At 63.9% G+C, this 13,828-nt stretch carries 10 protein-coding genes and 1 pseudogene; 6 read left to right on the top strand and 5 right to left on the bottom strand.

Annotated elements, in window-relative coordinates:
- Positions 1-18: 18 nt before the first annotated feature.
- Positions 19-1,050: a thiamine pyrophosphate-dependent enzyme gene (locus ABFX56_RS04075; RefSeq protein WP_346231991.1), complete on the bottom strand. Its 1,032-nt coding sequence runs from the start codon at positions 1,048-1,050 to the stop codon at positions 19-21.
- Positions 1,051-1,632: 582 nt separating this feature from the next.
- On the opposite strand from ABFX56_RS04075, the gene ABFX56_RS04080 reads away from it, so the two are divergent.
- The 5 genes from ABFX56_RS04080 (at position 1,633) to hpaD (ending at position 7,576) form a co-directional block, all read left to right on the top strand.
- Positions 1,633-3,084 (top strand): fumarylacetoacetate hydrolase family protein, encoded by a 1,452-nt coding sequence (locus ABFX56_RS04080; RefSeq protein WP_346231992.1) that lies wholly within the window; start codon positions 1,633-1,635, stop codon positions 3,082-3,084.
- Positions 3,081-3,761 carry a GntR family transcriptional regulator gene (locus ABFX56_RS04085; protein ID WP_346231993.1) on the top strand — a complete coding sequence of 227 codons (681 nt, stop codon included), beginning with the start codon at positions 3,081-3,083 and terminating at the stop codon, positions 3,759-3,761. The genes ABFX56_RS04080 and ABFX56_RS04085 overlap by 4 nt, the downstream gene beginning before the upstream one ends.
- A 201-nt stretch (positions 3,762-3,962) precedes the next feature.
- Entirely contained in the window at positions 3,963-4,907 is a 945-nt protein-coding gene (gene dapA, locus ABFX56_RS04090) for a 4-hydroxy-tetrahydrodipicolinate synthase (protein WP_346231994.1), read from the top strand.
- On the top strand, positions 4,907-6,436 hold the full coding sequence (gene hpaE / locus ABFX56_RS04095; protein ID WP_346231995.1) for a 5-carboxymethyl-2-hydroxymuconate semialdehyde dehydrogenase: 1,530 nt from the start codon (positions 4,907-4,909) through the stop codon (positions 6,434-6,436). The genes dapA and hpaE overlap by 1 nt, the downstream gene beginning before the upstream one ends.
- Before the next feature lie 96 nt (positions 6,437-6,532).
- Entirely contained in the window at positions 6,533-7,576 is a 1,044-nt protein-coding gene (gene hpaD / locus ABFX56_RS04100; RefSeq protein WP_346231996.1) for a 3,4-dihydroxyphenylacetate 2,3-dioxygenase, read from the top strand.
- A gap of 860 nt (positions 7,577-8,436) precedes the next feature.
- On the opposite strand, the gene ABFX56_RS04105 is transcribed toward hpaD, so the two are convergent.
- Positions 8,437-8,634, bottom strand: a complete 198-nt coding sequence (locus ABFX56_RS04105) for a hypothetical protein (protein ID WP_346231997.1) — start codon at positions 8,632-8,634, stop codon at positions 8,437-8,439.
- Here ABFX56_RS04105 and ABFX56_RS04110 point away from each other — a divergent pair.
- On the top strand, positions 8,626-8,850 hold the full coding sequence (locus ABFX56_RS04110; protein ID WP_346231998.1) for a hypothetical protein: 225 nt from the start codon (positions 8,626-8,628) through the stop codon (positions 8,848-8,850). The two genes, ABFX56_RS04105 and ABFX56_RS04110, sit on opposite strands and share 9 nt — an antisense overlap.
- A gap of 119 nt (positions 8,851-8,969) precedes the next feature.
- Here the strand turns inward: ABFX56_RS04110 and ABFX56_RS16285 are convergent.
- From ABFX56_RS16285 to ABFX56_RS04120, 3 genes and pseudogenes are all read right to left on the bottom strand, one after another.
- Positions 8,970-9,110: pseudogene (locus ABFX56_RS16285) on the bottom strand (ImmA/IrrE family metallo-endopeptidase); the annotation flags it as partial.
- Between the two features lie 160 nt (positions 9,111-9,270).
- Positions 9,271-10,737: a hypothetical protein gene (locus tag ABFX56_RS04115; RefSeq protein WP_346231999.1), complete on the bottom strand. Its 1,467-nt coding sequence runs from the start codon at positions 10,735-10,737 to the stop codon at positions 9,271-9,273.
- A 5-nt stretch (positions 10,738-10,742) separates the two neighbouring features.
- Entirely contained in the window at positions 10,743-13,826 is a 3,084-nt protein-coding gene (locus ABFX56_RS04120) for a type III restriction-modification system endonuclease (RefSeq protein ID WP_346232000.1), read from the bottom strand.
- Between the last annotated feature and the right edge of the window lie 2 nt (positions 13,827-13,828).

Genomic DNA, 13,828 nt, shown 5'->3' on the forward strand with positions numbered 1-13,828 from the left:
GACACGGTGCTGTCCGACTCAGTCACGGGTACTCTCCTGCCACGCGTGCTTCTGCTCCTGCAGTACCGGCGTCGAATTCGCGAACACGAAATCGAACAGCTCCTCGCCCGGTCGACCGGTGAGCGCCACGAGGCCCGCACGGACGGTGTCGGCGGCACGCGCTGCTTCGGCTGCGGCGGCCGCGAAGAACTGCTCGTCGGCGATCCCCTCGGCGCTCAGCCGTTCGGCGAAGCCCGTGATCGGATCGCTGGCCAGCCACTTCTGTTCGTCATCGAGCGAACGATACCGGCCAGGGTCATCGGACGTCGAGTGTGGCCCGGCCCGATAGGTCATCGCCTCGATAACGGTCGGCCCGTCCCCGGCTCGGGCCCGATCCAGTGCCTCGCGGGTGGCTTGAAGCACGGCGACGACATCATTGCCATCGATCCGTACGCCCTCGATGCCGTATCCGGCGGCGCGTGCCGCGACAGAACCGCCGGCGATCTGGCGTTCGGCGGCAAGGGAAATCGCCCAGCCGTTGTTCTGGCAGAAGAACACGACGGGCAGCTTGTCGATTCCGGCGAGGTTCATCGCCTCGTGCACTTCGCCCTCCGAGCTCGCGCCGTCGCCAAAGTAACTGACGGCCACGCCACCGTCGCCCGAGAGCTGTGCGCCTTTGGCCCATCCCACGGAGTGCAGCACCGAGCCTGCCACCACCGCATTGATCGACCCGAAGCGCGAAGCCACCGGATTGTAGAGACCACCGTGCCAGATCCCGAGGTAGCTGGCCAGGTAGCCGACTAAGTCGACTCCCATCGCCACGGCGACCCCAAGTTCACGATATGTGGGAAAAGCGAAGTCTCGGGTCAGGTCGAGCGCGACGCCACTGCCGATCTGCGCCGCTTCTTGGCCCCGCAGCGGCGAATAAGCCAAGATGAGGCCCTCGCGCTGCATCGCGATTCCGCTCATGTCGATCTGCCGCGTGATGAGCATCTTCGTATAGAGATCTTTGAGCAGATCCGTGGACAGTCCTGCATCTCCGTCAAGCCGTGCCGACGCCTTTGTAGACAAACTTCTTACTCCTCACGCTCAGCTCCGAGGACCCGACCCCGGGGAGGTCATCACACCGGCAGAAGCCGGCCTTGCCACCATGTTCCGGCGAAATCGCGTTGCTCATGGGCTGTTCGGGAAGCGCGTCGGCTCACCCTCAGCGGCATCAATGTCCGGGACATCGCGGCTTGAAACGTGCTGAAGCTGTCCATTTCGGGCGTGGCCACTCCGGGGAGCGCACGCGCCGTGTCCGGCTGGCTCATCATGAAATATCGCCTCGCTTCGACCGTCACGTCAGCGTGAATCGGTCCATTGTTGGCGACTGTAGCAGACACACAACGGCGAAGCGAAACGTGCCGAGCTTACCTCACGGCGGAAGTCCCTCCCCCAACCCACCGCAATCAGGCATCCTCGCCGTCGGCGCCGCTCAACTCGTAACCACTGGTCGGAGACGGCGAACATGTCGTCAGGTCGGTGATGCGCTGCACCCTCTACCTTGACCAATCCCGAGGCGTGCTCGCCGTCCGGTGTCGAACGATCTGGACGATATACGATTTCGTATGTTATGGTTCAGAAAGACGGATTCGACAGCAAGGGGCGATAATGACCGCGGATATCTGGCGCGATGCGGCCTTGGCGCCGACGAAAATCATCGCGGTCCACATCAATTACCCATCTCGCGCGGCGCAGCGCGGCCGCACGCCCGCGTTGCCGTCGTACTTCCTCAAGCCGACGACGTCTGTGGCAGCCAGTGGCTCGAGCGTGGAGCGGCCGGCCGGGTGCGAACTGTTGGCGTTCGAAGGCGAGATCGCGCTGGTCATCGGCACGCGCGTCCGTCGCGTGAGTCTCGAGGATGCCTGGGATGCTGTCAGGTTCGTCACTGCCGCGAACGACTTCGGCGTGTATGACCTGCGCTACGCCGATAAGGGTTCGAACCTGCGCTCCAAGGGTGCCGACGGGTTCACACCGGTGGGGCCGATGTTGCTGCCTGCCGACGGGCTCGACCCCGCCGCGCTGCGCATCCGTACCTGGGTCAACGGCGAACTCGTACAGGAGGACACCACTGCCACACTGCTGTTCCCGTTCGCGCAACTGGTGGCAGACCTTTCCCAACTGATCACCCTGGAGGAAGGCGACATCATCCTCACCGGCACGCCGGCGGGTGCCTCGGTGGTGCAACCCGGGGATGTCGTCGAGGTCGAAGTCGACGGCGCCGGGCAAATGACAGGGAAACTGACAAGCACGATCACGCAGGGCACCGTGCCGCTGACCGGGGTGGGCGCGCTGCCGAAGGCTGACGATCAACAGCGGGCAGACGCGTACGGGACGGATCTCGACAAGCTCGATCAGCGCGGACGGTTCGCGCTCACCGACGAGCTCAAGCGAAAGATCAACAGCGTGGGCACCGCCACCCTGAGTTCCCAGCTGCGCAAGCACGGGCTGAACAACGTGAGCATCGACGGACTGACCTCCACGAAGCCGGGGATGCGTCTGGTCGGGTTGGCCCGCACGCTGCGTTTCGTGCCGAACCGGGAAGACCTTTTCGCCGCCCACGGCGGCGGCTACAACGCGCAGAAGCAGGCGTTCGACGCTCTGAATCCCGACGACGTGCTGGTCATGGACTGTCGCCAGGATCCCGGCGCCGGCACCCTCGGTGACGTCCTCGGCTTACGCGCGCAGGTGCGCGGCGCCGCGGGCATTGTCACCGATGGCGGGTTGCGCGATGTGGCGGCGGTCACGGCACTGGACATTCCCACCTACTTCGGCGGAGCGCATCCAGCGGTCTTGGGCCGCAAGCACGTGCCGTGGGACATCGACCAGACGGTCGCGTGCGGCGGGGCCACGGTGCAACCGGGTGATGTGATCGTCGGCGACGACGACGGCCTGCTGGTCATCCCGCCGTCGATGATCGAGGAGATCGTGGATGCCGCCATCGAGCAGGAACGCCAGGAAACCTTTATCGCACAGCAGGTCGGTCGCGGTGAAAAGGTGGATGGCCTCTACCCGATGAACGAGGCGTGGAAACAGAAGTACCAGGAGTGGGACGGGCAATGACCGACACCGCAACCCTCAGCAAGTCTCAACTGGCCTATCAATTTGTGAAGGCCAGGATCTCCGACGGCACCTACACTCCCGGTTACCGCTTGGTTCTCGGGCAGATCGCGGCCGAACTGGGCGTCAGCGTCGTGCCGGTGCGCGAAGCCATCCGCCGGTTGGAAGCCGAAGGTCTCGTCACCTTCGAGCGCAACGTGGGCGCCCAGGTCGCGATGCTCGACCCACGTGAGTACGAAATCACCATGCAGACCCTCAGCCTGGTCGAGGGTTTCGCCACCGCGGTCTCGCTCCCCTTCACGACGGCGACGGCGCTGCAGCGTGCCCGCGACCTCAACGACGAGATGGCGCAGAGCCTGCGGCACTTCGACCCCGCCGCCTTCACCCGGCTCAATCTTGAGTTCCACAGCGTGCTGTTCGAGAACTGCCCCAACCCGCACATCCTCGACCTCGTGCATCGAGGCTGGGCGCGGCTGCGGGTGCTGCGCGCCTCGACATTCAGCTTCGTTCCCGGCCGCGCGCAGGAGTCCGTGGCCGAGCACGCCACGATTCTGCGACTCATCGAGGACCATGCCGGCCCGCTCGAGGTGGAGTTGGCCGCCAGGAACCACCGGCTGGCCACGTTGAACGCATTCCTGGCGCACCAGGCCGGAAACGGTCATCAAGGTGACGCGGCGTGAGCAGAACAGGAGCCGCCCCTTCGAGACAGGCGCTAGAGCGCCTTCCTCAGGGAACGAACGCCCTCCGGCCCCTGAGGAGCCAGCGAGAGCGCCTTCCTCAGGGAACGAACGCCCTCCGGCCCCTGAGGAGCGAGCCGCTAGGCGAGCGTCTCGAAGGGCCCGCAGGCAACTGCCACTACAGCGCTACAGAAGGAGCACCCCATGAGATTTCGCAGTGACCCGCACCAGATCCGTGGCTCCATCGCCGCCCTGATGACCCCATTCGCTGCCGATGGGTCGGTGGACCACGAGAGCCTCACCAACCTGGTGAACTGGCAGCTCGCATCGGGCAGCCACGGCATCTCGATCGGCGGATCGACCGGGGAGCCCAGCTCCCAATCGATCGACGAACGCGCCGACGCCATCCGCACCGTCGCGGCCGCGGTGGGCGACCGGGTGCCGTTTCTGCCCGGGACCGGAACCACGAAGCTGGACGAGACGCTGGAGCTGACCGCGGCGGCTCGGGATGCCGGCGTCGACGCGGCCCTGATCATCACCCCGTACTATGCCCGGCCGACGCAGCAGGCCCTGTACGTCTGGTACAAGACCGTCGCTGACGAGTTCCCGGACCTGCCGATCGTGGCCTACAACGTGCCTAGCCGCACCGCGGTGGACATCGCCCCGGAGACGGTCGCCCGCCTGTTCCGGGACGTCGACAACTTCATCGGCGTCAAAGAGACCACCAAGGACTTCGAGCACTTCTCCCGCGTGCTGCACCTGTGCGGCAAGGACCTGATGGTTTGGTCCGGCATCGAGTTGTTGTGCCTGCCGCTGCTCGCTCTCGGCGGCGCGGGATTCGTGTCCGCGACGGCGAATATCGCGCCCGCCGCCAGCGCCCAGATGTTCGAGGCGTGGGAAGCCGGTGACCTTGAGCGGGCCCGCGAACTGCACTACGGCCTGCATCCACTGGTCGATCTGTTGTTCGTGGAGACGAACCCGGCACCGGGCAAGTGGGTGCTCGAGCAGCGCGGGCTGATCGCATCCGGGCACGTGAGGCCGCCGCTCATCTCGCCGACGGATGCCGGGCTTGTGAAGATCAAGAAGCTGATGGCCGAGGGCGAGCGGTATCTCACCCCGGCCGACGGATTCACTGTAGGAGGCAACTGATGCACTACATCCCCGAAGGGCTCCCGGAGAAGATCCAGCACTTCATCGGCGGCGCGTTCGTTGACAGCGTCGACGGAACCACGTTCGACGTGCTCGACCCGGTGTCCAACACCACCTACGTCACGGCGGCCGCCGGCAAGCAGGCCGACATCGACCGCGCCGTCGCCGCGGCGACCGACGCGTTCCGCAGCGGCCCGTGGCCGCGCATGAAGGCGCGCGCCCGCGCCCGCATCCTGAACAAAATCGCCGACCTGGTCGAGGAGCGCGATTCTCGGCTAGCCGAGCTGGAGACCTTCGACACAGGCCTGCCGATCACCCAGGCGCTCGGACAGGCACAGCGCGCCGCCGAGAACTTCCGCTTCTTCGCCGACCTCATCGTCGCGCAGGCCGACGACGCCTACAAGGTGCCCGGCGTGCAGGTCAACTACGTGAACCGCAAGCCGGTCGGCGTCGCCGGACTGATTACCCCGTGGAACACCCCGTTCATGCTGGAAAGTTGGAAGCTCGCCCCCGCGCTGGCCTCCGGATGCACGGTGGTGCTGAAACCGGCAGAGTTCACCCCGCTGTCGGCAAGCCTGTGGCCGGAGATCTTCCGCAAAGCCGGCGTGCCCGACGGCGTGTTCAACCTGGTCAACGGACTGGGCGAGGAGGCCGGAGACGCGCTGGTCAAACACCCAGGAGTGCCGCTGATCTCTTTCACCGGGGAGACCACGACCGGGCAGCTCATTTTCCGGAACGCCGCCGAGAAACTCAAGGGTCTGTCGATGGAGCTCGGCGGCAAATCGCCGGCGATCGTGTTCGCCGACGCCGACCTGGAGGCCGCCCTCGACTCGACCCTGTTCGGCGTGTTCTCCCTCAACGGCGAACGCTGCACCGCCGGCAGCCGCATCCTGGTGGAGCGCAGCATCTACGACGACTTCGTCACCCGCTACGCCGCCCGGGCGAAGAACATCGTGGTCGGTGATCCGCACGACCCAAAAACCGAGGTCGGCGCTTTGGTGCATCCGGAGCACTACGCGAAGGTGATGTCCTACGTCGAGCTGGGCAAATCCGAGGGCCGCCTGGTCGCCGGCGGCGGGCGGCCGGCGCAGCTGCCCGACGGCAACTACGTGCAGCCAACCGTGTTCGCCGATGTGACACCGGATGCCCGGATCTTCCAGGAGGAAATCTTCGGCCCGGTGGTGTGCATCACCCCATTCGACACCGAATCCGAAGCGTTGCAGCTGGCCAACGCGGTGAAGTACGGCCTGGCCGCATACCTGTGGACCAGCGACCTGCGCCGCGCGCACACCTTCGCGCAGAACATCGAGGCCGGCATGGTCTGGCTCAACTCGCACAACGTGCGAGACCTACGCACCCCGTTCGGCGGGGTGAAGGCCTCCGGACTCGGCCACGAGGGTGGCTACCGCTCGATCGACTTCTACACCGAACAACAGGCCGTGCACATCACCCTCGGCGACATCCACACCGCCCGATTCGGCAGCACGTCGGCTCCGCATGAAGCCCCGCACGTTACCGCGAACCCCTGACAGCAGGCCCAGCCACAACCGTTCCCGTTTCGGCTAACTGTTCCCGCCCGGCCGGGCACACTTAGCCGGTACGGGAACTAATAGGAAGGCACCAACATGACCACCCCGCCCGACATCATCCGCTCCGCCTACGCGGAGTACATCGTCACCGACCTGGCCGCGTCTCGCGCCTTCTACGTCGACGTGCTGGGCCTCGTCGTCAGCTACGAGGACGAGAACGCGCTGTACCTGCGGGCGTTCGAGGAATACCTGCACCACTCGATCATCCTGCGCAAGGGCCCCGTCGCCGCCCTGGCGGCACTGGCCTACCGGGTGCGCTCCCAGCAGGAGGTCGAGGTCGCCGCCGAGTACTTCCGCGAGCTGGGGTGTCGCGTGGAACGCCGCGCCGCCGGCGCCACCCGCGGCATCGGCGAGGCGGTGCGCGTCGTGGACCCACTCGGATTCCCGGTCGAGTTCTTCTACGAGGCCGAACATGTCGAACGCTTCACCCGCAGGTACGACGTGCAGGGCGCCGGCGCGATCTCCCGACTCGACCATTTCAACGTGATGACGCCCGACGTGCCACTCGCGCAAAAATACTATGAAGGGCTCGGCTTCCGGGCGTCCGAGGACATCCGCGACGAGGCTCAGACCGTGTACGCGTCCTGGCTGTTCCGCAAGGCCACCGTGCACGACATCGCGCTCACCGGAGCGGACGGCCCGCGGATGCACCACACCGCGTTCTCCACGCACGAACGCTCCCAGATCCTGCACATCTGCGACCACCTCGGCGCCATCCGGCAGTCCGACCGGATCGAACGCGGACCCGGCAGGCACGGCGTCTCCAACGCGTTCTATCTCTACCTGCGCGACCCCGATGGACACCGGATCGAGATCTACACGCATGACTACTACACCGGCGACCCGGACAACCCCATCGTCACCTGGGACGTACACGACAACCAGCGCCGCGACTGGTGGGGCAACCCGGTCGTCCCCAGCTGGTATGCCGAGGCCTCGCTCGTGCTGGACCTGGACGGGCAGCCACAACCGATAGTGGAACGCACCGACACCGAGGAGGCCGCGATCACGATCGGCGCCGACGGGTTCTCCTACACCCGGCCAGAGGAAGCCGGGTTCAAACTCGGCAGCCAGGTGTGAACGCGAACTAATGGTTCGACACGTCAGCGCCGCACTTGAAGCTACCGGCGGATGATCGCGCCAAGCCCCACCCTCGCATCTGCAACCACGGCTCAAGCGAACCGGTGTACCCGAACTACCTCGATTATTCCGAAACGGCACTCCCTACTGCGGACAAATTCGTTCACCTAGTCGGGCGTGCATCAGCAAAAGCTGCACCACGACCGGCCGAGCCTTGATTCGTTAGTCAGGCCCGGGCACGTTGCCTGCTCGCCGTTCTACTTCGTGCCAGTCACAGTGTTCAGATTCGCAATGACGTTGGTGGCGAACTACATACCAGAAAATCCGACGAACGGATTGTGACACTGGCGGACTGGGCGCTCGAGGTTCTAAACGCCGGGCGCTGAAACCGGCCAAAAACGATCTGCTTTCCCAAACGGGAAAAGGCACCCCGCTGAGGTTTAGCCCCATCCAGAGCACTCGCCAGACGAGTCTTACTTCGCCGGAAACTCGGGCCCTGACAAAGAAATACCCCTGGATTCCCGGGGCTAGTTCATTCGTAGAACATACTCACAAGCTGGGGTACCAGGATTCGAACCTAGAACAAAAGAGAGCCACCTGGCTCTCCCGAGCGAGGCACCGAATCGGCCGAATTCCCTGTAATCTCAGGGATCTCACGGCATCGAGTCTAACGCCGACTACCGACAACTACCCAGCGATTCGGGCTGATTCGTGCCTCTCAGGAGGGTTCCTGGTCACCAATCTGGTCACCGGACTTCTACGAGGTCGCGCTGTCAGAATCGGGCGAACTAGAGTAGCGCAAGGAGCGGGCGGTCGATCTCGCTATACCTGAGATCGACCGCCCTCGCCTGTTCCCGGTGCTACTTGCCGTTCTCCGTCACGCTGGTGTTCGGGTGGCGGGCGGCCGCAGGTCCCGAGATGTAGCGACCGGAGATTGCGGACCGGTGGTGGGCGCCACTGAATGCGTTGCTTCCGGATTCGGTGATGCTCGTCTTCGGGTGACGAGCGGCCGCGGCATTCGAGATGTACCGGCCGGAGATTGCAGAGCGATGAGCCATTCCGGCTCCTTCCTCATCAGTGTTCCCTTCGACATCATCGGAGGGCGTCGCCGTGTTTCGGCGGGCATCAGGGGTCTTGACGAGCGAGAGCTTGGGCTGCGGGTCGTCGATGCTCGCGAGCTGGCGGATGCGCTTTGGTGCCAGATGGAGTTCGGCAGCGATGTCCACGAGGCTGATGCCGACAGTATCAAGAAGCTCAATTGCGTTCTTGAGTAGTTCTGGCTGCCGTCGTAGTCGCGGATCGGCTGCGCACGGCGGGGCAGGCTGTTGAGTGTGATGTATCCGCGACGATACGTCGATTCGGAGACGAGATCCAGTTCGCGCAGCCTGTAAAGGAGTGAATGGACAGACACCCCCCACCACTGGCTCAGCTCCTCCAGCTTGTTGACGTTCATGCGCCTGGGCAGCTGGCTATTGATGACATCGCGCGGCGTAAGGAACTCAGCCGCGAACTCGTTAGCTTGACGCTCCATCTGACTATCGGCACCCTGCCTGCCGTGATGGAGTCTTCCCGGAACCGTAAGGCCCGAAGTAGAAGAAGTTCACCGGCTTCAGCGGGCGATGTCTGCACCGGATGCCGGGTCAAAGACGGGGGCCGCGCAGCCGAAGGTACTGAAGCATCGCCGCCGAACCGCCTTACGCTTTCGAGCCTGAGGGCTTGTTGCCGGCGCGCGCGTCGATGACAACGATGGATTTCTCGCCGCGGAGGTCCAGCTCCTTCAGCACCGCATCGACCTTCGCCACGTCCGCCTCCGTGTAGCAGACGATCATCTTCACCGAGGTGCGCGTGCCGTTCGCCTTCTCGTAAACCTCGACCTGGTTCTGGAGGTTCCGCTTCAATTGGCTGTTACTGGCGAGCTTGATCTCGATCAGCGACTTGTCGACGGCCCCCTTGCTTACCTTGAAGTCCACGGGACCACGCCCGTTGTTGACCTCGCGGTTCACATCGAACTCGCTGCCGAAGAAGATGAGGCCGAAGAAGAGCTGGACCTCCTTCTCCGTGGCGAGGGGGCGTTCCTGGCCGGGCTTGTTGAGGAGCCGATAGCCGTCCTGATTCTCGACGTACTGCTTGAAGCCGTTCGCGCGAGCCAGCGCCTCGTCGTAACTGTTGACCGGCGTCAGGTACAGCGAGGTGTTGGCGCGGATGTCTTCGACGACTTTCTGCACCATCTGCACGAGGATCTCGAAGACCTCCTGCCGCCGTCTCGCGCTGAGGCCGACCGCCTGCTCCCCGGTGTCCTCCTTCTGACGGATGTAGTAGTCGATGACCTCGGGGAACTGGAGGATCGCGGCAGCCGCCAGATCGGAGTACTCCTTCTTCGTCGGGTTCTCACTCAGCTTCTTGAAGAGGTAGTTGTCGACCTGCGCGCGAAGCTGATCATCCTCGATTGCATCGGGGATGCTACTGAACTCACGCACCAGGTCGGAGCGACTGATCCAGGTGTCGTCCTTGGTGAGCATGTCGGCTGGGGTAAGGAGAACGTAGTCCCCGCGGAGCGCGGGCAGTTCGTACTGGCGCGATTCCCAGGTCTCGGTCTCGTAGTTGAAGACCGCGCGGGCGACAGAGAACGCGTCGCGCCGGTCGGGGGACAGATGGGCCTGCGCGAACGCCTGGGTGTACTCCAGCAGATAGCCCTTGATGAGGTTCGTGGTGAAGTCGCTGATGTTGTCGCGCCCGACACCCTCCTTGATGAGCGCGAGCTTCTCCAGGTGGGCACCTTTGGTGATCGACTCCGACCCAAACCCTTTCAGGATCGAGCCGAGGGAGCTGTGGAGCGCGCGGGCGAAATCCTTGCCGAGTCCGCTCCCCGAGTTGCCGAGGACGGTGAACCCGAGCCAGTTCTGCTTCACCTCCTGGAACATGTACCAGGACTTGATGAGTCCCGGGTCGAGATCGGGAGTAGCCCGGTCACGGAGGAAGACGAGGTAGCGGATCATTCCGTCGTGGAGATCACGGTACTCCTGCTTCTTGCTGTTGAAGAGCAGGAAGGGGTCGACGAAGAGCGGCAGATCGGAGACGAGGCTGACATCGAACGCGCCGTAGTCCTCCAGCACCTTCGGCGATACCCGGAAGTGCTGAGAGAAATACAGCTCGATGACCATCGTCGCTACGCCCCCACGAGCTGGAGCAGCGAATCGTAGCTGTCGACGACGTCGTACTTCACGCCGTCGTTCGCGGTCGTGCCGTTGAGCGAGGCGAAGAACTTGCGGGCGCACTCAATCTTGGCGTTCTCGACGCCCTTGAGCTGGAGGGTCGACATCGAGCCCTTCGTCTCGGCGACGAAATAGACGTGCTTGATCTGCGTAACGTCGTCGCGGAAAGCGATGGCCCAGTCGGGGTTGTAGTCGCCGACCGGAGTCGGGATGAAGAACCCGCGCGGCAACTTTGAGTAGACGACGACCTCGTCGCTAACATCGAGCTTCTCGACGAACGACCGCTCAATTTTGGAGTCAGTAACGACGTACTCGTAGACGCTCTTCTTCAGCTTGTCGCCCGCCTTCGACAGGTCTTGCGCGGTCTGGTTCTCGGTGAAGATCGAGGAGTCGTATCGGTTATCGAGCGGGTCATAGCTCAGGTGCTCGACGATGACGGTGGCCTTCTGCTCGTTGATGAGCCGGGCGGCCTCGGTGATGAACTGCTCGGGATTTTGCTTGAACTTCGCGAACGTGCCCGGGTTGATGCCGGTGAGGATCGCGGCGCAAGTGCGGCGGGTGAGCTGTGTCTTCTCAGCAATTTCTCCGAGCAGGTCGTACTTGACGGTCGATCCCGCCGAAACGGCCGAGTGCTCGACCTTGGTCTCGGAGACCTTGAAGCCGGTGCCGGCTTCAAGCTGCTCGACTTCGAGGCCGACAACCTGCTTGCCTGCCTCGACTAGGTACTGCATGACGGTGACGTTCAGGGACGTGTCAAGCGCTCGGATGCAGTTGGCGATGAGTTCGGCGGAGTCGAACTCAACCTGGTACACGGCCTTGTGGTTGATGCGGCCCCACAGTTCCTGGAACTCGCGCCTCTTGAAGTTCGCCTCGTTAAACGGGATCTTCTTCGGCTTGCGGCCGTTGGTCGGCTTGGGCACGTCGAGGTAGAGCGCGTCGACCAGGGGCCATACGAAGTCGATAACCGACTTGAGCACGACGGCGGTCGGCGCGGCGAGCGTGCCGTCGGCGCGGGCAGCCATGTACTCCTGTGTGACCAGACCGTCGTCGTCGATGTAGTTGTTGCGGATGAGGTGGTTGTACAGCGCCTGAGCGACCGCCTTCTCTATAGCGCTCGTCGACCCGTCGCCGAGCGTGATGTGCTTGCCGACGAAGTAGTCGACGTTCGCCTTGCGCGGCCGGGCCGTCAGCGACTCGATGATCTCCTTTTGGAGGGCCGCGACGAACTCCGTGTACGACTCGTCGGTCACGACGGTCAGCTCGTTGATGTCGTGCACGGTGACGGGGTTATCCATCCGCTCGCCGTGCTGGTCGACCGACAGGCGCAGGCCGCGCCCGATCTCCTGTCGCCGTGTGGTGGTGTTGTCGCTCTTCTTGAGCATGCCCATCACGAAGACGTTCGGGTTGTCCCAGCCCTCGCGCAGGGCCGAGTGCGACCAGATGAACCGAACGGGTTCCTCGAAGGAGAGCAGCCGCTCCTTGTCCTTGAGGATCAGGTCGTAGGCGTCGACGTCATCCGACTGGCCTGCGAAGTCACCGCGCGCGGCGATCTTACCGTCGATCGACCGGCCGGTCTTCTTGTCAATCGAGAAGTACCCCTCGTGGGTCGAGCGCACCGGGATCGCCTCGACGTGCCTGCGGTATCGCTCCGCGGCCTCGTCGAGGTCAAGCTGGCTGAGGTAGTCGGCGAGCACCGCCTCGTACTCCTCCTCGAACACCCGGGCGTACTCGCCGAGAGCGTCCTCGCGGTCGTAGTCACGGTACTTGGCGACCTCGTCGATGAAGAACAGCGACAGGGTCTTGATTCCCTGCGCGAACAGCTCACGCTCCTTGTCGAGGTGGGCGCGGATGACCTCGCGAATCTGGATGCGCCGCTTCTGGTCCTCGGCCACGTCCTCGGTAACTTCACCGGCGCCGATGATGTCGCCGTTACTCAGCTCGATGATGTCCCGGTTCGCATCGACATCACGGATGAACAGGCCCCTGTACGCCTCGATTCCACCCGAAATATCGTGCAGGTTCATGCCCTGCGACAGGCGCTTGACCTGCCGCTTGATGCCCTGGGCCGTCTGCACCTCCAGCTCGACCCTGGCCTTCGGGAAGTCCGCGCCCTTGCCGACCTCCAGCGCGTCCACGTACAGGTAAGCGGTGCTGCCGGCCAGGTGCTTGACCGTGATGCCGCGCACCGCGATCTTCTTTACCAGCTTCTGGTTATAGGCGTCCACCGCGTCCAGCCGGTGCACCATGGTCCGCTTGATCTTGTGGGTTGCCGAGTACCGCAGCGCGAACAGGGAGTTGAAGCGGGCGAGCGCCTCAAGCGACTTTGACGGCTTCTTCGCGTCGCCCTCGATCTTCTGCGGCTCGTCGATGATGAGGATGGGGCGGTTCGCCGCAATCACGTCGATCGGCTTGCGGGACTGAAAGTCGTCGAGCACCTCGTAGATGCGACGGGCGTCCTTGCCTGTGGCGTTGAACGCCTGAACATTGATGATCATCACCTGCACGCCTGCGTCAGACGAGAACCGCTCGATCTCATGCAGCCGCGATGAGTTGTAGACGAACGTGCGTGGTTTCGTGCCGTAAAGCTGCTGGAAGTGCTCGGCGGTGATGTCGAACGATTTCTTCACACCCTCGCGGATCGCAACCGACGGCACAACCACGATGTACTTCGACCAGCCGTACCGCTTGTGCAGCTCCATGATCGTCTTGATGTAGACGTAGGTCTTGCCCGTACCGGTCTCCATCTCGATATCGAGGTTCAACGGTGCCGCGGACTTCTTGACCGGGTCCTTGAGGTCCTTCGACAGCTCCAGCCCCCGCGCTTGCTGCACGCCGTGCACGCTCGTCAGGAGCTGCGGTGGCGTCAACGCAATCTCGGCGTTGCGCAGGCCCGCGTCATCCAACAGGGTCGGTGCCGCATACTTTCCGGGATCGACGCGGTACTTCACCCCGTCGGCGTACGGCTGCCCAGTGAACACGTCGACCACGGCATCGACGGCCTCGGTCTGGTACTGCTGGACCTTGAACTGGAGCTTCATTG

The organism is Parafrigoribacterium mesophilum, assembly GCF_039652555.1.
GTDB classification, from domain to species: Bacteria; Actinomycetota; Actinomycetes; order Actinomycetales; family Microbacteriaceae; genus Parafrigoribacterium; species Parafrigoribacterium mesophilum.

Bases quoted from the DNA above. Each gene is read 5' to 3' on its own strand.
- ABFX56_RS04080 (WP_346231992.1), top strand. From the start codon at position 1,633: ATGACCGCGGATATCTGGCGCGATGCGGCCTTGGCGCCGACGAAAATC.
- ABFX56_RS04085 (WP_346231993.1), top strand. From the start codon at position 3,081: ATGACCGACACCGCAACCCTCAGCAAGTCTCAACTGGCCTATCAATTT.
- dapA (WP_346231994.1), top strand. From the start codon at position 3,963: ATGAGATTTCGCAGTGACCCGCACCAGATCCGTGGCTCCATCGCCGCC.
- hpaE (WP_346231995.1), top strand. From the start codon at position 4,907: ATGCACTACATCCCCGAAGGGCTCCCGGAGAAGATCCAGCACTTCATC.
- hpaD (WP_346231996.1), top strand. From the start codon at position 6,533: ATGACCACCCCGCCCGACATCATCCGCTCCGCCTACGCGGAGTACATC.
- ABFX56_RS04110 (WP_346231998.1), top strand. From the start codon at position 8,626: ATGAGCCATTCCGGCTCCTTCCTCATCAGTGTTCCCTTCGACATCATC.
- ABFX56_RS04105 (WP_346231997.1), bottom strand. From the start codon at position 8,634: ATGGCTCATCGCTCTGCAATCTCCGGCCGGTACATCTCGAATGCCGCG.
- ABFX56_RS04115 (WP_346231999.1), bottom strand. From the start codon at position 10,737: ATGGTCATCGAGCTGTATTTCTCTCAGCACTTCCGGGTATCGCCGAAG.
- ABFX56_RS04120 (WP_346232000.1), bottom strand. From the start codon at position 13,826: ATGAAGCTCCAGTTCAAGGTCCAGCAGTACCAGACCGAGGCCGTCGAT.